Here is a 23973-nt window from a genome sequence, read left to right on the forward strand (position 1 = left end):
CCCTCCAACGCACGGCGGTGCGGCGTTTCGCGCCGTTCGGGACAACTCCGGACCGATGGAAAAGAAAGACCAGAAATGCGCGGAGATGACGACGGCAAAGTGAACCCGCCTTACGCAAAAAAATCTGCGCGGCGGTGCGAAATTGCAGAATGCAGGACGGCGCGGCGGATATTTTTGGCGACGCGTCCGCCGGCGCGGGCGCGCGAAAGTCAGCCGATAGTGGGCGGCACAACGGGTTGCGTGCGAGGCAATGGGCCGCGCAAAGGCAAAGCGGCCCGCTCTGGGGCCGCAAGCTTCAAACGCGATGGAGAGTGTGAGCCCGGCGCTCGCCGGGCAGCGGTCCTTACCGGCTCGCCAGCGGGTGGTCGCTGTCGTTGGCGGTGTTGTCCGCCGTGGCGCGCGTGGTGTCGCTCTCGTCGGTCTGGGCGGTCTGCGTGCCGCCGTTGTTCCAGACCACCGTGTTGTTGACGGCATAGAGGCGGCAAGGATCGGCGCTGTGCTTTTCACAGTTCGAGATCGCCACGGCCATCGGATTGTCGCCGCCTTCGGCCCATGACCACGCGCCGGAGTCGGACACCGCGAAGGCGCGGCTCGGATACTGCTTGAGGAAGTTGCGATAACCGTCGCGGCCCGCCTGATCGACGAACGGCACCGCGCCGACCGAGTCGATTTGCGCGAAGCCGGTGCCGCGCGGCGCGACCGGCGAGGCCACGCGATACTGCACCGCCGTCGGCAGGCCGCGGTTGGCGAGGAACGCCTCGACCGTCGGCCACCAGATCTTCACGCCGTCGCGATCGCCCACGAGGCGATGCGCGTCGTTCTTGTAGGCGCCGAAGTCCACGAGCTTGGCCGTCGCGGCCGGGTGATCCTCACCCGTCTGGGCGTCGCGGTAAGCGGCGAACATCTTCGCGACGAGATCGGGCGACCAGACCGAGTCGTTGTCGCCGTAGAGCCAGAGCGAGGCCACGCGGGCCTTGCCGCCGTAGTCGCCGAACGCCTGCGTCAGGTTGTTCTGCCAGCCCGTGCAGGCGTCCTGGCGCAGGCCGCCCGAGAAGTTGATGAGTGCGCGCACGCCGTTGGCCGCCTCGGTGCCATAGGCCATGGTGGCAAGGCCGCCGTGCGAGGTGCCCGCGACGATGATCTGGCTCGCGTCGACATAAGGCTGCTTCGACATGTACGCGATGGTCGAGGCAACATCGGCCGCCTGGCCCAGGCCGTTGTTCGCGACATCGCAGCCGTCCTGCTGATACGAGCCGCCCGACTCCGCGAAGCCCTGGCGGTTCGGCGCGACGACGACGTAGCCGCGGCGCACGAATTCGCGCGCGAACGAGAGCGGGTCGCTGCGTGACTGGAGGTGCGGGTCGCCGGGAATCTTGCCGTGGTTGAAGATCACCATCGGGAACGGGCCGGGGCCGTTCGGGCGGTAAATCGTGGTTTCGAGCGTGACGTCACCCGATGCATCGACGGGAACGCGGATCACCTGCTCGTTCATGCTGGCGGGCACGACGGGCAGATACGCGTCGTCGAGCGCGATGCGCGGCACGTTGGCGCTGCCGAGGGGACCGCCTGCGAGGCTGGATTGGGGGCCGTTGGCGGAATGCGTGGCCGGGGTGTTGGCGGCGAGTTGCGCGTTCGCGCTCGCACTTGCCGGATCGGAAAGCGACGCTGCGTGAGCCACCGAAAGCACACACGCGGTGCCGGCTACGACCCATCCGGTAAGGAGCTTCCTGAACGCCATGCGCTACACCACCTGCAAAAGACCTGCTGCTGTGAACCCGACAACCGTCCGACCATTACCCACGCTTCAGCCCTTTCAGGGCACAACGAGACACCGTTGCGCCTGGCCGCGACGCCAGGAGCGGGCGTGTACCCGTAACGGGGAATTGCATCGATCGGAACACCTGCGCGGCGCAGTTCTATCGTCGATCAGACCCGCCGCCAGCACCCGTTGCAGTCGATACACGCATCACGTGAAAAAACTTCTTCACTATGCACTTACGTATCGTGCGGGGCACCGTGATTAGATACTCGCACGACAAATATTTGTTGTGCAATTCAGGGCTAACCCGGCATAACGCATGCCAACCTCGCGCGGCCCTACGAGGCAAGGCGGACAAGCACTTTCGGCCCGCGCCGGACGCGCGCGTTTTAAAAAAGGTCCGGGTGGTGAGCGTCGCGCGCGGACAACAGCCGCGGGATTCTGCAGTAAGCGCCTGTTTGCAAAGGCATTAATTTTGGCGTCGTCAGCGAACCGGCGAGGGAATTCGCTGCGGAAAATATTGCCGGCAGTCAGTTATTCGTTAGCCCGACGAAACGTCGCCGTCAACATAACGCCAGCGGCCGTCGTCGCCGCGCGTAAAGCGGCTCGTCTCGTGCAGCCGGAACGCGCGGCCGCCCGTTTTGTAGCGCGCGACGAATTCGACGATCGCGTGCGCGTCGTCGCGTTGTTCGTGGCGCTTCACCGCGAGACCCAGCCAGCGCGGGGCGCCTTCGGCTGCGGGATCGACGTCGAGATCGGCGGGACAGGTTTCGGGCGCCCACGTCGAGCGCAGATACGCCTCCTCACCCAGCACGTAGGCCGTGTAGCGCGAGCGCATCAGCTCGAGCGCCGTGGCGGGGATCGCCGCTGCGTCGATGAAGCGGCCACAGCACTGCGCGTAACGCGGCGGCTTGCTGACCGCCTTCTGGTTGGGCGCAGCGCCGCCGCAAGGACAATCGGTGGGCCGGGTGGCGGGCGAGACAACGCGCGCGGTTTCAGCGTTCATGGGTCGAGGCTCCGTTGCGAGAGGCCGCAAGCGTAGCGCAGACGGGCGGCGCTTTACCAGTCGAGTTCGGTGCCGTCGTACTGGAAGAAGCGGCCATTGAAGACGTCGCGCGCGGCGGCCGCCTCGGCCACCACCTCGCGCATGCCGGCGACGCTCACCGCCGGGTCGATCGCCGCGTGCGCGCCGCCCATGTCGGTGCGCACCCAGCCCGGATGCAGCGCGACGCAGGTGGCGCGGCGAGTTTGCAGCGAGGTGATCTTCAGCACGTCGTTGAGCGCGGCCTTGCTCGCGCGATAGAGCCAGCCCGTCGTGCCCGTGGTCTCCGCAATGCTGCCCATGCGGCTCGACAGCACGCCGAGCACGCCGTGGGCGTCGTCGACGAGCGGCAACAGAACGGGGATCAGTTGCATCGGACCGCGCACGTTGGTGTTCATCACGTATTCGAAGTCTTCGGCCGTGATGGTCTCCACGCCCTCGGTGCGCGGGCCGTAGACGCCGCAGACGACGAGCGCCACGTCGAGCCGTTCGCCGTCGAGCTTCCAGCCGAGCGCAGCAATTTCCTCGGGCCGCGCGATATCGAGCTGGAAGGTCTGCGCGCCGATTGCGCGCAGGGCTTCGAGCGCTTCGGGCCCGCGCGCCGTGGCCAGCACGCGCCAGCCGGCTTTCGCATACTGCCGCGCGAACTCGAAACCCAGGCCCCGCGACGCGCCCACGATCAACGCTGTTTTCATCTCGTCACCTTGCTTGTCCGTGCATGGAAACCGCTGCAGCGCGCCGCCTTGCAATGCGGCGCGCTTCGTCTGGCGCCAGCCTACAGCAGTTCGACGCCCATCGCCGTGGCCTCTCCGCCGCCGATGCACAACGTCGCCACGCCGCGTTTGCCGCCGCGTGCGCGCAATGCGCCGATCAGCGTCACGAGAATGCGTGCGCCCGAAGCGCCGATCGGGTGACCGAGCGCACACGCGCCGCCGTTCACGTTGACCTTCTCGTGCGGCAGATCGTGCTCCTTCATCGCGGCCATCGTGACCACGGCAAAGGCCTCGTTGATCTCGTAGAGATCGACGTCGCCCGCCGCCCAGCCGGTCTTCTCGAACAGCTTCCTGATCGCACCCACCGGCGCCGTCGTGAACTTCGCGGGCTGCTGTGCAAAGGTCGAATGGCCCGTCACGCGTGCGAGCGGCTTGAGGCCGAGTTGCTTCGCCGTCGATTCGCGCATCATCACGAGCGCCGCCGCGCCGTCCGAAATCGACGACGAATTCGCCGCCGTCACCGTGCCGGTTTTGCTGAACGCGGGCTTGAGCGTCGGGATCTTGTCGAGATTGGCCTTGAACGGCTGCTCGTCGCGTTCGATGGTCGTTTCGCCTGCGCGCGAGGCCACCTTCACCGGCGCGATCTCCCATGCGAACGAGCCGTCCTCGTTGGCGCGTTTCGCGCGCTTGAGCGACTCGATCGCGAACGCGTCCTGGCGCTCGCGCGAGAAGTCGTACTCGCCCGCGCATTCTTCCGCGAACGTGCCCATCAGGCGGCCCTTGTCATAGGCGTCTTCGAGGCCGTCGAGGAACATGTGGTCGAGCACCTGGCCGTGGCCCATGCGCATGCCGGAGCGCGCCTTCGGCAGCAGATAAGGCGCGTTCGACATGCTCTCCATGCCGCCCGCGACGATCACATCGGCCGAACCCGCCAGCAGCATGTCGTGCGCGAACATCGCCGCGCGCATGCCCGAGCCGCACATCTTGTTGACGGTCGTGGCACCCGCTGCGAGCGGCAGCCCCGCGCCGAGCGCCGCCTGGCGCGCGGGCGCCTGGCCCTGCCCCGCGGGCAGCACGCAGCCCATCACGACCTCGTCGACCTGTTCGGGCTTCAACCCGGCGCGCTCGACGGCCGCCGCGATCGCCGCCGCGCCAAGCTGCGGCGCGGTGAGCGTCGCGAAATCACCCTGAAAGCCCGCCATCGGCGTGCGCACCGCCGAAACGATCACGATGGCGTCCTGCTTTTGCGTCTCACTCATGTTTTGCTCCTTGATGAATCCGTTTGCATTCGCTGTTGGCCGCACGCGCGTTCAGGCAACGCGCGCGACCGGCGCGTCTTCACGCGCGAAACGTTCTGGGTAACACACGCTAAAACGAATCGATGCGTCGTAAGGAAAGCAGTCCGGCACTTCGCCCGCGATGAGCCTCGCGCGGCTTTCCTGCCAGAGCCCGGGCTCGAAGAAGTCCGCGTGATGGGCGAGAAATGCGCGCTTCACGCGCGGATCGCCGAGCAAAAATGTGCCGTACGTCTCCGGAAAGATGTCGCGCGGGCCGACCGGGTACCATGGCTCGCCCGATAGTTCGTCTTCCTCATTACGCGGCGGCGGCACGGCGCGCACGTTGCAGTCGGTGAGGTATTCGATCTCGTCGTAGTCGTAAAACACCACGCGGCCGTTGCGCGTCACGCCGAAATTCTTGTAGAGCATGTCGCCCGGAAAGATGTTCGCGCGCAGCAGGTCCTTGATCGCGTTGCCGTATTCGCGAATGCCATGCTCGACTTCCGCGTCGCTGCCGTTCTGCAGATAGAGATTGAGCGGCACCATGCGCCGCTCGATGTAGACGTGACGGATCACGAGGTTATCGCCCTCGTACTCGAGCATCGAGGGCGCCAGCGTCTGCAGCTCACGCACGAGCGCGTGGTCGAGCCGCGCGATGGGCAGCGCCACGCTCGAATATTCCAGCGTGTCGGCAAGGCGCCCAAGCCGGTCGTGGCGCTTCACGAGCTGATACTTCGCTTCGACCTGCTCGCGCGTAGTCTCTTTCGGCGCGGGAAAGCTGTCCTTGATGACCTTGAACACATACGGATACGAAGGCAGCGTGAACACGATCATCACCATGCCGCGGATGCCGGGCGCGACGATGAACTGGTCGCTCGAATGCGAGAGGTGGTGCAGCAAGTCGCGATAGAACAGGTTCTTGCCCTGCTTCTGCAACCCGAGCGACGTGTAGATTTCGCCCTTGGCCTTGCGCGGCATGATGGTGCGCAGAAACTCGACATAGGCAGACGGCACTTCCATGTCCACCAGAAAGTACGAGTGCGAGAAGCTGAAGAGGATGAGCAGCTGCTCCGTGCGCAGCAGCACCGTGTCCAGTGCAAGCTTGCCCGACTCCACATGACGGATCGGCACGACGAACGGCGCGAGCAGATCGCCGTTGATGATGCGCCCGACGATATACGCGCCTTTGTGCCGGAAAAACAGCGACGACAGCACGTGAATCTGGAAGTTCGGCTTGGGCTCGACCACACCAAAGGAGTCGAGCATCGTCTGCATGATGCAGTCGACGTCGCGCCCGAGATCCTCGAACGGCGTCTGCAGCTGGAAGTTCGTGACGATGCGCTCGAGCGTCGCCGCGACGCCGTCCTTGCCCGGATAGTACGCGCGGTAAGTGGGCTTCGCGGCGGGCTCGTCGTTCTCGATGTATTCGGTCGAGATGGCGGGCCGCACGAAGATGAAATCGTTGTTGAAGTACGAGCGATGCAGGATCTTGCAGCACACGGAGTTGAAGAACGTCTCCGCGCATTCGGGCTGCCGGTGCGTCGTGAGCAGGCCGATGTAGTGCAGCTTGATCTGCTGCCACACCTCGTCGTCGATGCTCTCGGCACCGTATTCGTCTTCGAGCGCGACCACGCATTCCTTCACGCGATCGTCGTAAGAGGCGATGCGCTCGCGCGCAAGCTGCTGCAGGGCGCGCCAGTCGGCGGCCTCGAAGAACGTCCGCGCCCTCGCCGCCGCGTCGCAGAAGTTGTGGTAGTGACGGTTGAAGCCGTCGAGCATGGTCTGCGCGACATCGAAGCCGATCTGCGAAGAAAGCAGTTTCGGGAAGTGTTTCATGGCGGCCATGCCCGTTGCGCGGGCGTCAGGGTTTCGCGCGAGCGGCGGCGGGAGCGTCGCTTTCGTGCGCCACATTCCTGTCGAGCAGCGCGCGCGCCTGGGACTCGTACTGCGCGAGGTCTTCGAGCGTCGCGTCGAGGTCCGCGCGCTGGCGCTCGAGTATCTCGCGGTGATGCACCACGGTGTCGAGGAACGCCTGGAGTTGCGGGAGCGTGTCGGTCGGCGACTCGTAGAGGTCGAGCAGCGTGCGGATCTCCGAGAGCGTGAAGCCGAGGCGCTTGCCGCGCAGCGTCAGCTTCAGCCGCGTGCGATCGCGCCCCGAAAAGACGCGCTTCAGGCCACCCGCGCCTTCCCGGCTGGGTGCCAGAAGGCCCTGGTCCTCGTAGAAACGGATCGCGCGCGGCGTTACGTCGAATTCCCGGGCGAGTTCGGTAATCGTGTACTGGGTCGTCATGGTGTGCGAAAGGCGGCTGGCCCGGCTGTTGTCTGCACGACAGCGCGAGGGACGATAGAATCGACGTTTACGTTATCGTCAAGTACGCGGTTACGCAACCGGCAGGAGCGACGCGCAAGACGCGCTTTGCATGGGGCCGGAGTCGGTGCTCAAGCGCTAACTCTGGTCGACCGTTTTACATGGGACCAGAGTAAGCGCTAACTCTGGTCGACAAGAGAAGACACCCCCAATGAACGCCCTCGAACACCAGCTCGACTATCCCTACGCCGACACCCTGCCGGAGCCCGGCCTCGCCTTCGACGTCGCGCCCGGCGTGAAATGGCTGCGCATGCCGCTGCCGTTCGCGCTCGACCACATCAACCTCTGGCTGCTGCGCGACGAGATCGACGGCCAGCAAGGCTGGACTGTGGTGGACTGCGGCATCACCAACGACACCATCAAGGCCCGCTGGGAAGCCGTGTTCGAGAACCAGCTGGAAGACCTGCCGGTGCTGCGCGTGCTCGTCACGCATTGCCACCCCGACCATATCGGCCTTGCACACTGGATCTGCGCGGGCGGAGACAAAGCACGCTGGGACGTGCGCCTGTGGACCACGCTCGGCGAATATATGCAGGCCCGCGTGATGGCGGCCGGCGACGGCTCGAACGCGGGCGGCGAAGGCGCCGCGCGTCATTTCGCGCGTCACGGGCTTAAGGACGAAGCCTCGCTCGACAAGCTGCGCAACCGCCGCGGCTACTACGGCAGCCTCGTGCCAGCGCTCCCCACGCAGTACCGCCGCCTGCGCGAAGCCGATACGGTGGCGATCGGCGGCCGCGACTGGCGCGTCATCACAGGCTACGGCCACTCGCCCGAGCATTGCGCGCTGTTCTGCGAAGCAACCGGCGTGCTGATCTCCGGCGACATGGTGCTGCCGCGCATCTCGACCAACGTCTCCGTGTTCGACATGGAGCCGGAAGGCAATCCGCTCGGCCTCTACCTCGAATCGCTCGGTCGCTACGAAACGCTGCCCGAGAACACGCTCGTGCTGCCCTCGCACGGCAAGCCGTTTCGCGGCGTGCGCACGCGCATCGCGCAGTTGCGCGCGCACCATGACGCGCGTCTTGCCGAAGTGATCGAAGCGTGCGGGCGAGCGCCGCAAAGCGCCGCCGACATCGTGCCGATGATGTTCAAGCGCGAGCTCGACATCCACCAGATGACTTTCGCGATGGGCGAAGCGCTCGCGCACCTGAACCTGCTGTGGCTCGAAGGCAAAGTCACGCGCACGACCGGCGCGGACGGCGTGATCCGCTTCACGGCCTGACAAACCGCTGCGCACAAAGAAAAACGGGCGGCCTGCAAAGAGCCGCCCGTTTTTACGTGGTGCGTGAGGTGAACGGCTTTAGTTCGAGCCGCCCGTGATCAGATCGGCGCCTGGCGGCCGCACGAACTTGAAGGTCGAAGCCGGCAGCGTCGGGTTCTTCTCGATGTTGGAGAACGTGAGCAGCGTCACGTTGCCGAACACGTCGTGCAGCTCCATGGCTTCGAGGTTGCCGTCGCGAAAGCCGATGCCCACGCTCTTGAACTGCGTGTCCTTCGACTTCGGAATCAGCTCCAGCCAGTCGATGCCGTTCTTCACGCCCGCGTCGGAGAGCGTGAAGTTCTTGTCGAGATCGTTGCTGCCGAACAGGATCGCCGCCGGGCTCGCGCCGAGCGCGCCGCCGAGCTTGCGCTCGGTCACCTGGTTCAGGTCCTTGTCATAGACGTAGAGGTTGTCGCCGTCCGACTGCAGCACCTGCTGATACGGCTTCTCATACGACCAGATGAACTTGCCGGGCCGCGCGAACACGAATGTGCCGCTCGAAGTCTTGGCGTTCATCGTGGCCGTGGCAATGGCGTCGCTGGCGTTCTTCGCGCCCGAGGGCGCCTTGAGTTCCCGCTGCACGAAACTGCCGCGCGCGGAATGGACCTGTGAGACGAACTGCTTCAGTTGATCGGTGCCGCTCGCATACGCCTGCGAGACCATCAGGACCGACGCGCCAAGCGCAACGAAGAGCGCGCGGCGCGCTGCGCGCGCAAAGCGGGTCGGAAGTCCAGCCGGATACTGCATCTATCGTTCTCCAAGAGGTGTGTCTTTGGCCGTCGGGTTGCCGCAGCCGCTGCCGGGCCGTTGCCAAGGCGCGCGGCGGCCTGGCATGGCTTATTCGGCGTCGCCGCGGTTGGGCACGAGGATCTCGCGGTTGCCGCTCGACGACATCGCCGAAACGAGCCCCGACTGCTCCATCTGTTCGAGCAGCCGCGCCGCGCGGTTGTAGCCGATGCGCAAGTGCCGCTGCACGAGCGAAATCGACGCGCGGCGATTCTTGATGACCACTTCGACGGCCTGGTCATACAGTGGATCGGACTCGTCGCCAGTGCCGCTGGTTCCCGCAGCGGTGCCCTCGTCGCCTTCGCCGCCCACCCCGCCTTCGAGAATGCCCTCGATATAGTTCGGCTCGCCCTGCTCCTTGAGCTTCTCGACGACGCGGTGCACCTCGTCGTCGGCGACGAACGCGCCGTGCACGCGCACGGGCAGACCCGTGCCCGGCGGCAGGTAGAGCATGTCGCCCATGCCCAGCAGCGACTCGGCGCCCATCTGGTCGAGAATCGTGCGCGAGTCGATCTTCGAGGAGACCTGGAACGCAATGCGCGTCGGCACGTTGGCCTTGATGAGGCCGGTGATGACGTCCACCGAAGGCCGCTGCGTCGCGAGAATCAGGTGGATGCCGGCGGCGCGCGCCTTCTGCGCGATACGTGCGATCAGCTCCTCGACCTTCTTGCCGACCACCATCATGAGGTCGGCGAGTTCGTCGATCACGACCACGATATGCGGCAGCTTCTGGCACGGTTCCGGATCGTCCGGCGTGAGGCTGAACGGGTTCGGTATCTTCTCCTCGCGCTTGTTCGCCTCTTCGATCTTGTTGTTGTAGCCCGCGAGATTGCGCACGCCCAGCTTGCTCATGAGCTTGTAGCGGCGCTCCATCTCGGCCACGGTCCAGTTCAGCGCGTTGCCGGCCTGACGCATGTCGGTCACGACCGGGCAGAGCAGATGCGGAATGCCCTCGTAGACGCTCATTTCGAGCATCTTCGGATCGATCAGGATCATGCGGACCTGCTCGGCGCTCGCCTTGTAGAGCAGCGAGAGGATCATCGCGTTGATCCCCACCGACTTGCCCGAGCCGGTCGTGCCGGCCACGAGCAGGTGAGGCATCTTCGCGAGATCGGCGCATACCGGCTTGCCGCCGATGTCCTTGCCAAGGCCCATGGTGAGCGCCGAAGGCGCGTCGGAATAGACCGCCGAGCCGAGGATTTCCGAAAGCCGCACAGTCTGGCGGCGCTGGTTCGGCAGTTCCAGCGCCATGAAATTCTTGCCCGGAATCGTTTCCACCACACGGATCGAGACGAGCGAGAGCGAACGCGCGAGATCCTTCGCGAGGCCCACGATCTGGCTGCCCTTCACGCCCGTGGCCGGCTCGATCTCGTAGCGCGTGACGACCGGGCCCGGATACGCGGCCACCACGGCGACGTCCACGCCGAAGTCCTTGAGCTTCTTCTCGATCAGGCGCGAGGTGAATTCGAGCGTGTCGTCGGAGATGGTTTCCTGGGTGGCCGAAGCCGGGTCGAGCAGCGAGATCGCCGGTAGCGTGGAGTCTCCCGGCAGATCCTTGAAGAGCGGCACCTGACGCTCTTTCTCGACGCGCTCGGAGCGCTGCGGCGTGACCACCGGCGGCACGATCGTAACCGGCTCGTGTTCCTCGATCTTCACGCGGCCACGCTCGACCTTGCCTTCGCGCTTGACGGCCGCCGCTTCGCCGAGCTTGCGGTCGCGGCCCGCCTCGCGGCGCAGCCTCGCCATGGTCACGGCGTTGATGATGTATTCGCCGACCTTTTCGGCGACCGAAAGCCACGAAAAGCGGAAGTAGAGCGAAAGACCGATCGCGAGCCCGAGCAACAGCGCGAGCGTACCGCCCGTGAAGCCGAGCGCGTGTGAAACGCCGCGCGCCACCGCGCCGCCCACCACGCCGCCGGGCGTCTGGGGCAGTTGCACCTTGAGCGACCACATGCGCAGCGCTTCGATGCCGCAGCTCGACAGCATGACGAGCACGAACGACAAGGCTTCGGCGACCCAACTGATGTCGCGCGGTTTGTCCTCGTCATCGTCGGCAATCGCTTCGTGGCGCGTGATGCGCTGGTAGTTTGCCGAGATGAGGCGCCCGAGCAGCACGATCCACCAGTAGGCGGACAGGCCGAACAGCAGCAGCAGGATGTCCGAGACGCGCGCGCCGACGCGCCCCGCCCAGTTCGAGATGTGGTCGACCTGGGCCGCGTGCGTCCAGCTCGGGTCGTGGCGGCTGTAACTGATGAGCGCCATCAGCAGGAATACGCCTAGCGCGACCTGCAGGATCCAGCGAATTTCGGTGAAAAGGCGCGACATGCGGTGAGGCAATGCCTGCGCCTGCGCGGAAAAGGGAGCTTTGGCCATTGAATCCTGGGCTGATTCTTGATGCATTTGCGGTCCGCCAGTCCTTCCGTATGCCCGAAACCCCGGGCAGACGGGCGCGGCCGCCGTCGTCCGATCGGGCCTATTGTAAACGCGTTGTTTCGGCCCCGGCGGCCCCTCGCTGTAAATGACGGTAACTGACAACGCTGCGGGCGCGCCACAAAGCGACATCCGGCCGCGCCGCACCCGCCGATCCGCACTGCGCGCCCCGCCCGCAACGCTCAGGCTATCGCGCCGATGAGGAAGCTTCATCGAGCGGCGAACGTCCCCCGCCTTTATAATTGCGGGCTGATGCCCAATTACATGCGTGAGCCCCGCCGCAATGCCGGGCGGCCCTCGCCGGGCGCCCGACCTTACGCGCCACGCAGCGTCTTTCTACGGAATTCGATCATGTCTGCAACCAAACACGCCAAAGTCCTGATTCTCGGTTCCGGCCCCGCCGGCTACACGGCCGCCGTCTATGCGGCGCGCGCGAACCTTTCGCCGCTGCTCGTCACCGGCCTGGCCCAAGGCGGCCAGCTCATGACGACGACCGACGTCGAAAACTGGCCCGCAGACCCGAACGGCGTGCAAGGCCCCGAACTGATGCAGCGTTTTCTCGAGCATGCCGAGCGCTTCAATACGGAAATCGTGTTCGATCACATCCATACGGCCAGGCTCGACGAAAAGCCCATCCGCCTGATCGGCGATTCGGCCGAGTACACCTGTGACTCGCTCATCATCGCGACCGGCGCGTCGGCGCAATACCTCGGCCTGCCGAGCGAAGAGCTGTACATGGGCCGCGGCGTCTCGGCGTGCGCGACCTGCGACGGCTTCTTCTACCGCAACCAGCACGTCGCCGTGATCGGCGGCGGCAACACGGCCGTCGAAGAAGCGCTCTACCTCTCGGGCATCGCGAAGAAGGTCACGGTCATTCACCGCCGCGACAAGTTCCGCGCCGAGCCGATCCTGATCGACCGCCTGCTGGAAAAGGAAAAGGAAGGCGTGGTCGACATCAAGTGGGACCACGTGCTCGACGAAGTCAAGGGCAACGAAGGCGGCGTAAACGGCCTGCGCATCAAGAACGTGAAGACGGGCGAGACCACCGAGCTCGACCTGCAGGGTCTGTTCGTTGCGATCGGCCACAAGCCGAACACGGACATCTTCGAAGGCCAGCTCGAGATGAAGAACGGCTACATCATCACGAACGGCGGCCTGAACGGCAATGCTACCGGTACGAGCGTGCCGGGCGTGTTCGCGGCCGGCGACGTGCAGGATCACGTCTATCGCCAGGCGATCACGAGCGCGGGTACGGGCTGTATGGCCGCACTCGACGCGCAGCGCTACCTCGAGACCGTCAACGAGCTGGGCCAGGCGCACGTGATGAGCGCCGAAGCCGACCGCTGAGCCGGACGAGCGGGCTTCACCCAGCGTTTTTCGTCATGCCCAAGAACGTGCCCCACCCGGGCGAGCCCAGGCGCCCCGCCCCGGCTCGCCAGGCTCCAGCGCCCACGCCGGCTCCGGCAACGGAAGAAGCCACGCCAGGCAAGACGGCTTCTGGCTTCGCCGGCCTCGGCAGCCTGCGCGACGCGCTCAAGGTGCAAACCCGCCAGCGCGAGCGCGAACGCGTGGCCGCGCAGGCGGCGCGTGTCGAAGCCGCCGCCGACAGTGATCTCTTTCGCCGCGAGATCGGCCAGATCGCGCCGCTCAAGCAGCCCGCGCGCGCGCAGCCGCGCCGGGCAGCACCCGTGCCGTTGCCGCTGCAAACGCGGCTCGACGAGCAGGCCGTGCTGCACGAAGCGATCTCCGACGAATTCGACCCGGAAGCGTTTCTCGACACCGACGACTCGCTCTACTATCACCGCCCCGGCGTGAGCGAGGAAGTCGTCAAGAAGCTGCGGCGCGGCACGTGGATCGTGCAGGCGCAACTCGACCTGCACGGCATGCGCCGCGAGCAAGCGCGCGAGGCGCTACAGGACTTCATCCGTGAAGCGGGCAAGCGCGGGCTGCGCTGCGTGCGCGTGATCCACGGCAAGGGCCTCGGTTCCGTCGGCAAGGAGCCCGTGCTCAAGGGCAAGGTGCGCGCGTGGCTCGTGCAAAAGGAAGAAGTCATCGCGTTCTGCCAGGCGCGGCCGCACGACGGCGGCGCGGGCGCCGTGCTCGTGCTGTTGCAGCCGCACCCGGTCGGACACGGGCAGCATCATACACACGCGCCCTGACCGAACCCGTCATCGTCGCGCCGATACGAAAAAACCCCGTTGCTGCTTGCGCAGCGAACGGGGTTTTTTATCGCGCCGGACAAACCGGTGAACGAAGATCAGGCGATACGTGCTTCCGTCTTCGGGTCGAACAGCACGGCCTTCGAAACGTCGAACAGCAGATCCATGTTGTTGAGCGGCTGCGGATTCGCGCCCGGGTGCACGCGGCTCACGATGCGCTTGCCGTTGACCTGCGCGAACACGAGCGTGTCCGGACCAGTCGGCTCGATCACATCGACCTGCACCGCGTGGCGCTGCAGTTCGTGGCCGTGGCCGTCGTGCGAGCTGCGCGCGTCGGTGATGCGCTCGGGGCGCAGGCCCAGCACCACATTCTGGCCGATATGGCCGCGCACCTTGTTCGCGTCGAACGGCAGGTTCAGCACGTTGCGCGCCACGCCCGTGTCGAGCTCGATGCCGATGCCCGAACCCTGCTCCACCAGCTTGCCTTCGATGAAGTTCATCGGCGGCGCGCCGATGAAGCCCGCGACGAACAGGTTCGACGGCGAGTCGTAGATGTCCTGCGGCGCGCCGAACTGCTGCACGATGCCGTCCTTCATGACCGCGATGCGGTCGCCGAGCGTCATTGCCTCGATCTGGTCGTGCGTCACGTAGACGATGGTCTTGCCCACGCGCTGATGCAGCAGCTTGATTTCCGAACGCATCTCGATACGCAGCTTGGCGTCGAGGTTCGAGAGCGGTTCGTCGAACAGGAACATGATCGGATCGCGCGCCAGTGCGCGGCCCATGGCGACGCGCTGACGTTGGCCGCCCGAAAGCTGGCCCGGCTTGCGGTCGAGCAGATGCTGGATCTGCAGCATGCTCGACACGCGGTCGACGATCTGGGTCTGCTCGGCCTTCGGCACCTTGCGGATGTTCAGGCCGAACGAGATGTTCTCGCGCACCGTCATCGACGGATAGAGCGCGTACGACTGGAACACCATCGCGATATCGCGATCCTTCGGCGAGAGGTTGTTCACCACCTTGCCGTCCATCATGATCTCGCCCTTGGTCACGGTTTCGAGACCCGCGATCATGTTGAGCAGCGTCGACTTCCCGCAGCCCGAGCCGCCGACCAGAATCAGGAACTGGCCGTCTTCGATGTCGATGTTGACGCCCTTGAGGACGGGCACCCCGTTCGGGTAGGTCTTGTAGACGTCGCGAATGGAAAGGCTTGCCATGCTATGAATCCTTTAATCGAATGCGCGTTCTGTCGCGCAGTTAGCCCTTCACCGCGCCCGCCGTGAGGCCACGCACGAAGTAGCGGCCGGCGATTACGTAGACGAGCAGCGTGGGCAGCGCGGCGATGATCGCGCCGGCCATGTCGACGTTGTATTCCTTCACGCCCGTGGACGTGTTCACGAGATTGTTCAGCGCCACCGTGATCGGCATCGAATCGACGCCCGAGAACACGATACCGAACAGGAAGTCATTCCAGATCTGCGTGAATTGCCAGATCAGGCACACCATGAAGATGGGCAGCGAGATCGGCAGCATGATGCGCGTGAAGATCATGAAGAAACCGGCGCCGTCGATGCGCGCGGCCTTCACGAGTTCAGCGGGCACGCTCACGTAGAAGTTGCGGAAGAACATCGTGGTGAACGCAATGCCGTACACGACGTGCACCAGCACCAGACCGCCGATCGTGTTCGACAGGCCGAGGAAGCCTTCGAGACGCGCCATCGGCAACAGGATGGCCTGGAACGGGATGAAGCAGCCCACCAGCAGCATCGTGAAGAGCGCGTCCGCGCCGCGAAAGCGCCAGTGCGTGAGCACGTAGCCGTTGAACGCGCCGATGATCGACGAGATCAGCACGGCCGGAATCACCATCTTCACCGAGTTCATGAAGAACGGCTGCATGCCGTCACAGCGAACGCCGGTACACGCTTCGCTCCACGCCTTGATCCACGGCGCGAAGGTCGGGCTCGTGGGCAGCGAGAGCATGGTGCCCGTGTGAATCTGGTCGAGCGACTTGAACGACGTCGACAGCATCACGTAGAGCGGGAACAGGAAGTACAACGCGAACAGGATCAGCGCCGCATAGATGACCACGCGGCTCACGTTCATCTTAGGCTGCATTGCGCGTGCTCCTCGATTCCAGATACATGAGCGGCACGAGCACGGCCACGACCGTGGCGAGCATCATCATCGACGAAGCTGCGCCGACGCCGAGCTGCCCGCGGTTGAACGAAAACGTGTACATGAAGATGGCCGGCAGCGACGACGACGTGCCCGGACCACCGGCCGTCAAGGCGACGACGAGGTCGAACGTCTTGATCGTGATGTGGCACAGGATCAGCAGCACGGAGAAAAACACCGGACGCATGCTTGGAATCACGATCTTGCGGTAGATCGTGGGCAGCGTCGCGCCGTCCACCTGGGCTGCCTTGAAGATTTCGCTATCGACACCGCGCAGACCGGCGAGGAACAGCGCCATGCAAAAGCCCGTGGATTGCCACACGGCGGCGACCACGATACAGAAAATGGCCTTGTCCGGGTCGTTGAGCCAGTCGATGTGGAAGCTCGTCCAGCCGATGCTGTGCATCACCTGCTGAATGCCGAGGTCCGGATTGAAGATCCACTGCCATGCCGTGCCCGTCACGATGTACGAGAGCGCCATCGGATAGAGGAACACCGCGCGCAGCGCGCCTTCCTGACGAATCTGCTGGTCGAGCAGGATCGCGAGGAACAGCCCGAGCCCTACGCAGATCGCGATGAACGGGATGCCGAACCATCCGAGGTTCTGCGCCGACGTCCACCAGACGTCGTTCGCGAACAGCTCGCGATAGCGGTCGAGACCCGCGAATTCATAGCGCGGCATCAGTCGCGAGGTCGAGAGCGACAGATACCCGGTAATGAGAATGAAGCCGTAGACGAATACGAGGCTGATCAGAATGCTGGGCGAAAGCACCAGCTTCGGGATCCAGCGGTCTGCGAGCGCCGCCATGGGCGACGCGCGGCGGGTAGCAGGCGTGGCCGCCTTGCCGTTGCCGCTAAGAGAAGCAGTCACTGCGCAACTCCTGGTACGGTGCGAAAACCGCTTTCGCACGATGATGGGGTTCAGAGAGTGAACCGTCATGCCCGGGGCGCGCCACGTATGGCGCCCCCCGTCTTACAGCACTAACCTGCTACGCTCACTTCGTCTTCGCAGCCTTCGCGAGCGCTTCGACCGCGCTCTTCGAATCCTGGTTCGAGTTCATGAACTTCGTCACGACGTCGGTGATCGCACCGGCCGTTGCGTCCGGCTGAGCCATGCCGTGAGCGAGCGACGGCACATAGCCGCCGGCCTTGATCGCGACCTGCTCATCCGCGTACGACTTCTTCGCGCATGCGTCGAACTTGCTCATGTCCACGCCGAGACGAACCGGAATCGAACCCTTGTACAGGCTGAACTGCTCCTGGAAGCCCGGGCTCATGATCGTCTTCGCGAGGGCGAGCTGGCCAGGCGTTGCCTCCTTCTGGCCCTTCTGCTGGAAGAACACGAACGAGTCGACGTTAAAAGTGTAGGCCTTTGCCGTGCCCGGCACGGCTGCGCAAACGTAGTCCGTATCCGGCTGCTTGTTCGCGTTCGCGAACTCGCCCTTGGCCCAGTCGCCCATGAACTGCATGCCGGCCTTGCCGTTGATGACCATGGCCGTGGCGAGGTTCCAGTCGCGGCCCGTGCGGCCGTTATCCATGTACGACTCGATCTTGCGGACCGTGTCGAACACGCCGACCATCTGCTGCGACGTGAGGGTCTTCTGGTCGAGGTCGACGAGTGCCTTCTTGTAGAAGTCCGCGCCCTGCGAGAGGACCACGTCTTCCCACAGCGTCAGGTCCTGCCACGGCTGACCACCGGCGGCGACCGCCTGGATGCCCGCGGCCTTCATCTTGTCGGCCAGCGCGAAGAATTCCGGCCACGTTGTCGGCGCCTTGCCGCCCACCTTGTCGAGCGCTGCCTTGTTGATCCACACCCAGTTCACGCGGTGCACCGAGAACGGCGCTGCCACGTAGTGGCCGTCGGCGTGCATGATCTTGTCGATCTGCGGCGGCAGATTGGCCTTCCAGTCGCCGGCGACGGAGTCGACGTTCACCAGCACGCCCTGCTCAGCCCATTCCTGGATCAGCGGACCCTTGATCTGGGCGGCCGTCGGTGCGTTGCCCGAGATCACCTGGGTCTTCAGTGCGGTCATGGCCGCCGCGCCCGCGCCACCGGCGACCGCGAAGTCCTTCCACACATAGCCCTGCTTCGTCATGTCGTCCTTGAGCACGCCGACGGCCTTCGACTCGCCGCCCGAAGTCCACCAGTGCAGCACTTCGAGGGACTCGGCCGCTTGCGCCGTGGCGACGCCACCCAACAGACCTGCTGCGCACAGGGCGCCCATGATCGCGCGGAATTTCATTGCTTATCTCCTCCAGACACCTGAACAAAAAACGATTGGCCCCTGATCACCAGGGTGCGGTGGTTGGTCAAACAGGCAAAACAGGCAAAACACTGGACGGACGGGCGCCGGAGTGCCGCGCGCGCGTGCTTTTCATTAGATGCGCGCGGGCCGCGTGCCGGTTACCGGCCGCAGGACGCTCAAGAGATGAGTGGTTCGGAATGCAACTTGACTGTCTCCTCTTTTGATTTTCACCGGTCACCCGACCGGCCGAGGCGCCGCTTGCGTCACGCGGCCTTGAAGCCTCCGCACGGCGGGGAACCGGGCGCACGGCTCACTGGCAAGCCGGGCTGAGTCCCGCGTGGTTCTCCGTTAACATGAGGGGGCATTCCGTCCGCTCGCGAAACCGCGCAAACCGCCTTGCTGGCTGCGTTCCACGCTTTTTTCATCGAATGAACGTTACCTCTTGATTTGGATTGTAGTTAAACTACAATTCAGTGTCAAAAAAAATTTTATCGGACTACGGCCGCCCGATCGCCCACACAGACGGGCACCCGTTGTACCCTGCAGCGGCCCCCCAGGACTCTGACCGAGACTCATGCAAACCCCGATCGATTCAGGTTTCACGTTCGTGCTCTTCGGCGCCACCGGCGACCTGTCGATGCGCAAGATCCTCCCCGCCCTGTATGAAGCGCACCGTTCAGGCATGCTCGCCCAGGCCGGCAAGATCGTGGGCGTCGCGCGCCACGAAGAGGATCGTGCAGCGTACATCCAGTGGGTCGACGAGCACGTCAAGCCGCACGTGAAGAAGAACGGCGGCTTCGACGACAACGCGTGGGCCAGCTTCCTCGAACGCATCGTCTATGTGAAGCTCGACCTCTCGCGCGCCGAGGACTTTACTCACTTGCGCGACGGCATCGCGTCGCTGCCCGGCATTCGTGTGTTCTATCTGGCGACGGGCCCGTCGCTGTTCGTGCCGATCTGCCGCGCGCTTGCCGCCGTGGGGCTGAACGAGAATTCGCGCATCGTGCTGGAAAAGCCGCTCGGCTACGACCTCAAGTCGTCCAACGCGATCAACGACGCCGTGGGCGAGATCTTCGCCGAAGGCCAGATCTACCGGATCGACCACTACCTCGGCAAGGAGCCGGTGCAGAACCTGCTCGCGCTGCGTTTCGGCAACGCGCTCTTCGAGCCGCTGTGGCGCCGCGAATGGGTCGAGAGCATCCAGATCACGATTGCCGAAGAACTGGGCGTCGAAGCGCGCGGCGACTTTTATGACAACACTGGCGCGCTGCGCGACATGGTGCAAAATCACCTGTTGCAGTTGCTTTCGATCGTCGCCATGGAGCCGCCGCATTCGATGGATTCGGATTCGGTGCGTGACGAAAAGCTTCGCGTGCTGCGCGCGCTCAAGCCGATCAACCCGCTCGACATCAGCAAGGTCGCCGTGCGCGGGCAGTACCATGCGGGCGTGATCCGCGGCCAGGCGGTGCCGGGCTATGCGACCGAGCATGGCGTGAAACCCGAAAGCCACACGGAAACCTTCGTCGCGCTCAAGGTGGAGATCGAAAACTGGCGCTGGGCGGGCGTGCCCTTCTTCCTGCGCACCGGCAAGCGTCTTGCCGACCGCGTGGCCGAGATCGTCGTGAACTTCCGTCCGGTGCCGCATTCGGCGCTCGGCGCACCGGCGCTGCGCCCCGGCGCGAACCGCCTCGTGATTCGCCTGCAACCGAACGAGAACATCCGCCTCTACTGCCTCGCGAAGCAGCCCGGCGAAGGCATGAATCTCGCGAGCGTGCATCTGGATCTCGCGTTCGACCAGTTCTTCCGCGAAGGCCAGATGGAGGCCTACCAGCGCCTGCTGCTCGACGTGATCAACGGTCGCCTCGCGTTGTTCGTGCGGCGCGACGAGCAGGAAGCGGCGTGGACGTGGGTCGAGCCGATCCTCAACGAGTGGGCGGCAACGCCCCGCGCGCCCAAGCCGTATGCGGCCGGCACATGGGGACCGGCGGCCGCGAGCGCGATGCTTGCGCAGCACGGCACCTGCTGGCTCGAAGAAGAGAATTGATGGGATTGCATGGCGGCGCGCACAGCAAGCGCGACGCCGGACCGGACAGATGAACTACCCCGTAGACCTACAAAAAAGCAGCATGGAGGAGAAGTGATCGAGCTTCACGTATTCGACGACCCGCGCGTCCAATCCGACGCGCTGGCGCGAGCCGTGGGCGACGCGCTACATGCGTCGCTCGCCGCTCAGCAGGCGGCGCCCGGCACTGCCGCGCGCCGTGCAACGCTTGCCGTCTCCGGCGGCACGAGCCCGCGCCCCTTCCTCGAGGCCCTTTCGACGCACCGTTTCGACTGGGCGCACATCGACGTCACGCTCGTCGACGACCGCTGGGTGCCGGACACCGACTCCGCGAGCAACGCGCGCCTCGCGCGCGAGACGCTGCTCACGCACGAAGCGGCGCACGCGCACTTCCTGCCGCTCGTCGACGTGGCGCAAGACCTCGACGCGCATGTCGCCGCGCTCAACGCCGACCCTGCCCGCAAGCTGCCGAACGTCGCCGTACTCGGCATGGGCGAGGACGGCCACACGGCCTCGATCTTCGCCGACGCCCCCGAATGGCACCAAGCGATCACCACGGCGCGCCCGTTCGTGGCCGTGCATCCGCAGGCAGCGCCCCATGCGCGCGTCTCGTGGTCGATGCAGGCGCTGCGCCAGGTCGATCGGCTGTTCCTGCTGATCGCGGGACAGCGCAAGCTCGAAGTGCTGCAACAGGCCGCCGCGGCCGAACAAAACAACGCCATCTCGAAGCTGGCGAACGACAAGGGAGTGAGACTCGATGTCTACTGGTGCGCCTAATAAAAACGCCCCTGGCGCAGGCCAGCACGCCGACGGTCCGAGGCTGCTCGCCGACATCGGCGGAACCAACGCGCGCTTCGCGCTGGAAACGGGTCCGGGCGAAATCGGCCAGGTGCGCGTGTATCCGTGCGCACAGTATCCCGGCGTCGCGGAAGTAATCCAGCAATACCTGAAGGACAACAAGATCGGCCGCGTGAATCATGCGGCCATCGCGATTGCGAATCCGGTCGACGGCGACCAGGTGCGCATGACCAACCACGACTGGACCTTCTCGATCGAAGCGACGCGTCGCTCGCTCGGCTTCGACACGCTGCTGGTCGTCAACGACTTCACCGCGCTCGCCATGGCGCTGCCCGGCCTGACCGACTCGCAGCGCGTGCAGGTAGGCGGCGGCCAGCGCCGCCAGAACAGCGTGATCGGCCTGCTCGGTCCGGGCACGGGTCTCGGCGTCTCGGGCCTGATTCCCGCCGACGACCGCTGGATCGCGCTCGGCAGCGAAGGCGGCCACGCAAGCTTCTCGCCGCAGGACGAGCGCGAAGACATCGTGCTGCAGTTCGCGCGCAAGAAGTGGCCGCATGTGTCGTTCGAGCGCGTGTGCGCGGGGCCCGGCCTCGAGCTCATCTACCGTGCGCTCGCCGCACGCGACAAGAAGAAACTGCCTGCCGATCTCGGCACGGCTGAAGTCGTGCAGCGCGCGCACGACGGCGACGCGCTCGCGCTCGAGACCGTCGAATGCTTCTGCGGCATTCTCGGCAGCTTCGCGGGCAACATCGCGATGACGCTCGGCTCGCTCGGCGGCATCTATATCGGCGGCGGCGTGGTGCCGCGCCTGGGCGACCTCTTCACGCGCTCGTCGTTCCGCCAGCGCTTCGAGGCGAAGGGCCGTTTCGACACCTATCTCTCGAACGTCCCCACCTACGTGATCACGGCGGAGTATCCGGCGTTCCTCGGCGTGTCGGCCATTCTCGCGGAGCAGCTGTCGAATCGCGCGGGCGGCGGCTCGTCGGCCGTGTTCGAACGCATTCGCCAGATGCGCGACGCGCTCACGCCCGCCGAGCGCCGCGTGGCCGACCTCGCGCTCAACCATCCGCGCTCGATCATCAACGATCCGATCGTCGATATCGCGCGCAAGGCCGACGTGAGCCAGCCCACGGTCATCCGCTTCTGCCGCTCGCTGGGCTGCCAGGGCCTCTCGGACTTCAAGCTCAAGCTCGCCACGGGCCTCACGGGCACGATTCCGGTGAGCCACAGCCAGGTGCATCTGGGCGACACCGCCACCGACTTCGGCGCGAAAGTGCTCGACAATACCGTCTCGGCGATCCTGCAACTGCGCGAGCACCTGAACTTCGAGCAGGTCGAGAATGCGATCACGCTGCTCAACGGCGCGCGCCGCATCGAGTTCTACGGCCTCGGCAACTCGCACATCGTCGCGCAGGACGCGCACTACAAGTTCTTCCGCTTCGGCATCCCGACCATCGCCTATGGCGACCTGTACATGCAGGCCGCTTCCGCCGCGCTGCTCGGCAAGGGCGACGTGATCGTGGCCGTGTCGAAGTCGGGCCGCGCGCCGGAACTGCTGCGCGTGCTCGACGTCGCCATGCAGGCGGGCGCGAAGGTGATCGCGATCACGTCGAGCAACACGCCGCTCGCCAAGCGCGCGACCGTGGCGCTCGAAACCGATCACATCGAGATGCGCGAATCGCAGCTTTCGATGATCTCGCGCATCCTGCATCTGCTGATGATCGACATCCTCGCGGTGGGCGTCGCGATTCGCCGTGCTTCACCCGATGCGGACCTCGGCAACGCCGTCGAAAAGGTGCGCGAGCATGCCGACGACGATGCATCGGCCGTGCTCGACTGGCTGAGCCACGGTGCTTCGCCCACGGCGCGCGACTGAGGTCGGCTCATTCATCGACTCATTCGAGCGATGAAAAAATGGGACGCCTCAGCGTCCCATTTTTGATTTTGCACGTCGTATCGACGTACGGCTCACGGCGTTGCCGTTCGCACCGCGTCCGGCGCCGGCGTGCCGTGCCACTTCACGACGAGCGCGCGCCCCACCCACGTGAGCAGGCCGCATACGCCGATCGTCACGCCCATGCCGAACGGCGAGATGCCCGGAAACCAGCCGACCACGGCGCTCGCGAGCGCGCCGAGCGCGAGCTGCGTCGCGCCGAATACCGCCGCCGCCGCGCCCGCGTTCTTCGGATAGCGGTACATGAGATCGGTCGCGCAGTTCGCACCGAGCAGCCCCACCACGCTCACCACGAAGAACAGGCCAAACACGATCGACCACAGGCCGCCCCAGCCCGTCACGCACATGAGCGCGACGAAGAGCGACGCGACGATGCTCACGCCCGAAGCGATCGACACCATGCGCAGGGTGCCGAGCCGCCCGATGAAGCGCGTGTTGAGGAAGTTGCCGAGCATGATGCCGAACACGTTCGCGCCGAAGAAGAACCCGTAGTGCTGCGGCGAAACGTGGAAGTACTCGATATAGACGAACGGCGTGGCCGAGATATAGGTGAACATCGCGGCGAACGCCATGCCGCCGCAGAGCATGTGCCCCCAGACGAGCGGATCGCGCAGCAAGCGTCCATAAGCCGCGAACGAGCGCAGCACGGCCGCGCTTTCGCGCTTTTCCGGCGGCCAGGTTTCCGGTACGCGTAGATAGGCCGCCACGGCGCACGCGAGGCCGAACAGCGTGAGCGCGACGAACACCACGCGCCAGCCGCCGATCAGCAGCAACTGTCCGCCGATCAGCGGTGCGAGCAGCGGCCCGATCGCCGTGACGATCGCGACCATCGAGAGGACTTTGGCAGCGTCCGATGGCTCGTGGGCGTCGCGCGCGATGGCCCGCGAGAGCACCGAGGCCGCGCCCGCGCCGAGCGCCTGCAGAAAGCGCACGATCACGAGCT

19 protein-coding genes are annotated in these 23973 nt (G+C 65.3%); 6 read left to right on the plus strand and 13 right to left on the minus strand.

Annotated elements, in window-relative coordinates:
- Nucleotides 1-343: 343 nt before the first annotated feature.
- The 6 genes from AB4Y43_RS18915 to AB4Y43_RS18940 all read right to left on the minus strand — a co-directional run bounded on the left by AB4Y43_RS18915 (nucleotide 344) and on the right by AB4Y43_RS18940 (nucleotide 7081).
- Complete coding sequence (locus AB4Y43_RS18915) at nucleotides 344-1738, minus strand: prolyl oligopeptidase family serine peptidase (RefSeq protein ID WP_342948536.1); 1395 nt, start codon at nucleotides 1736-1738, stop codon at nucleotides 344-346.
- A gap of 562 nt (nucleotides 1739-2300) precedes the next feature.
- Nucleotides 2301-2765: a YchJ family protein gene (locus tag AB4Y43_RS18920; protein ID WP_368728516.1), complete on the minus strand. Its 465-nt coding sequence runs from the start codon at nucleotides 2763-2765 to the stop codon at nucleotides 2301-2303.
- 53 nt (nucleotides 2766-2818) lie between these two features.
- Nucleotides 2819-3496, minus strand: a complete 678-nt coding sequence (locus AB4Y43_RS18925; RefSeq protein ID WP_069262706.1) for an SDR family oxidoreductase — start codon at nucleotides 3494-3496, stop codon at nucleotides 2819-2821.
- 80 nt (nucleotides 3497-3576) lie between these two features.
- Nucleotides 3577-4773: an acetyl-CoA C-acetyltransferase gene (locus AB4Y43_RS18930; protein ID WP_368682177.1), complete on the minus strand. Its 1197-nt coding sequence runs from the start codon at nucleotides 4771-4773 to the stop codon at nucleotides 3577-3579.
- A gap of 51 nt (nucleotides 4774-4824) precedes the next feature.
- Nucleotides 4825-6627, minus strand: a complete 1803-nt coding sequence (gene aceK / locus AB4Y43_RS18935) for a bifunctional isocitrate dehydrogenase kinase/phosphatase (RefSeq protein WP_368728520.1) — start codon at nucleotides 6625-6627, stop codon at nucleotides 4825-4827.
- A gap of 25 nt (nucleotides 6628-6652) precedes the next feature.
- Entirely contained in the window at nucleotides 6653-7081 is a 429-nt protein-coding gene (locus AB4Y43_RS18940; RefSeq protein ID WP_342948533.1) for a MerR family DNA-binding transcriptional regulator, read from the minus strand.
- 229 nt (nucleotides 7082-7310) lie between these two features.
- Between AB4Y43_RS18940 and AB4Y43_RS18945 the strand changes: the two genes are divergently transcribed.
- Nucleotides 7311-8381 (plus strand): MBL fold metallo-hydrolase, encoded by a 1071-nt coding sequence (locus AB4Y43_RS18945; protein WP_368728517.1) that lies wholly within the window; start codon nucleotides 7311-7313, stop codon nucleotides 8379-8381.
- A gap of 78 nt (nucleotides 8382-8459) precedes the next feature.
- On the opposite strand, the gene lolA is transcribed toward AB4Y43_RS18945, so the two are convergent.
- Both lolA and AB4Y43_RS18955 read right to left on the minus strand, forming a co-directional pair.
- Nucleotides 8460-9167, minus strand: a complete 708-nt coding sequence (gene lolA / locus AB4Y43_RS18950; protein WP_342948531.1) for an outer membrane lipoprotein chaperone LolA — start codon at nucleotides 9165-9167, stop codon at nucleotides 8460-8462.
- A gap of 90 nt (nucleotides 9168-9257) precedes the next feature.
- Nucleotides 9258-11579, minus strand: coding sequence for a DNA translocase FtsK (locus tag AB4Y43_RS18955; protein WP_069262711.1), 2322 nt, complete (start codon nucleotides 11577-11579; stop codon nucleotides 9258-9260).
- A gap of 408 nt (nucleotides 11580-11987) precedes the next feature.
- Here AB4Y43_RS18955 and trxB point away from each other — a divergent pair, with 408 nt between their 5' ends.
- Nucleotides 11988-12983: a thioredoxin-disulfide reductase gene (gene trxB / locus AB4Y43_RS18960; RefSeq protein WP_342948530.1), complete on the plus strand. Its 996-nt coding sequence runs from the start codon at nucleotides 11988-11990 to the stop codon at nucleotides 12981-12983.
- A 35-nt stretch (nucleotides 12984-13018) separates the two neighbouring features.
- On the plus strand, nucleotides 13019-13795 hold the full coding sequence (locus tag AB4Y43_RS18965; RefSeq protein ID WP_069262713.1) for a Smr/MutS family protein: 777 nt from the start codon (nucleotides 13019-13021) through the stop codon (nucleotides 13793-13795).
- A gap of 98 nt (nucleotides 13796-13893) precedes the next feature.
- Here the strand turns inward: AB4Y43_RS18965 and AB4Y43_RS18970 are convergent, their stop codons facing one another.
- From AB4Y43_RS18970 to AB4Y43_RS18985, 4 genes are all read right to left on the minus strand, one after another.
- Nucleotides 13894-15012 (minus strand): ABC transporter ATP-binding protein, encoded by a 1119-nt coding sequence (locus tag AB4Y43_RS18970; protein ID WP_069262714.1) that lies wholly within the window; start codon nucleotides 15010-15012, stop codon nucleotides 13894-13896.
- A gap of 40 nt (nucleotides 15013-15052) precedes the next feature.
- Nucleotides 15053-15910, minus strand: a complete 858-nt coding sequence (locus tag AB4Y43_RS18975) for a carbohydrate ABC transporter permease (protein WP_176732845.1) — start codon at nucleotides 15908-15910, stop codon at nucleotides 15053-15055.
- The gene (locus tag AB4Y43_RS18980) at nucleotides 15900-16841 is read right to left on the minus strand and encodes a carbohydrate ABC transporter permease (protein ID WP_069262716.1); all 942 of its coding nucleotides are present in this window, start codon (nucleotides 16839-16841) and stop codon (nucleotides 15900-15902) included. Before AB4Y43_RS18980 ends, AB4Y43_RS18975 begins: the two co-directional genes overlap by 11 nt.
- 124 nt (nucleotides 16842-16965) lie before the next feature.
- Nucleotides 16966-18213 carry an ABC transporter substrate-binding protein gene (locus AB4Y43_RS18985; RefSeq protein WP_069262717.1) on the minus strand — a complete coding sequence of 416 codons (1248 nt, stop codon included), beginning with the start codon at nucleotides 18211-18213 and terminating at the stop codon, nucleotides 16966-16968.
- A gap of 577 nt (nucleotides 18214-18790) precedes the next feature.
- On the opposite strand from AB4Y43_RS18985, the gene zwf reads away from it, so the two are divergent.
- The 3 genes from zwf (at nucleotide 18791) to AB4Y43_RS19000 (ending at nucleotide 22952) form a co-directional block, all read left to right on the plus strand.
- Nucleotides 18791-20260: a glucose-6-phosphate dehydrogenase gene (zwf, locus tag AB4Y43_RS18990; RefSeq protein ID WP_069262718.1), complete on the plus strand. Its 1470-nt coding sequence runs from the start codon at nucleotides 18791-18793 to the stop codon at nucleotides 20258-20260.
- Nucleotides 20261-20353: 93 nt separating this feature from the next.
- Nucleotides 20354-21055, plus strand: a complete 702-nt coding sequence (pgl, locus tag AB4Y43_RS18995; RefSeq protein ID WP_368682180.1) for a 6-phosphogluconolactonase — start codon at nucleotides 20354-20356, stop codon at nucleotides 21053-21055.
- A complete protein-coding gene (locus AB4Y43_RS19000; protein ID WP_342948527.1) occupies nucleotides 21036-22952 on the plus strand; it encodes a bifunctional transcriptional regulator/glucokinase in 1917 nt (638 codons plus the stop codon). Before pgl ends, AB4Y43_RS19000 begins: the two co-directional genes overlap by 20 nt.
- Before the next feature lie 92 nt (nucleotides 22953-23044).
- Here AB4Y43_RS19000 and AB4Y43_RS19005 read toward each other — a convergent pair.
- On the minus strand, nucleotides 23045-23973 hold a 929-nt coding region (locus tag AB4Y43_RS19005; protein ID WP_368728518.1), incomplete at its 5' end, for an MFS transporter.

This window comes from Paraburkholderia sp. BR10872, from assembly GCF_040965835.1.
In the GTDB taxonomy this organism is placed as follows: Bacteria; Pseudomonadota; Gammaproteobacteria; order Burkholderiales; family Burkholderiaceae; genus Paraburkholderia; species Paraburkholderia nodosa_A.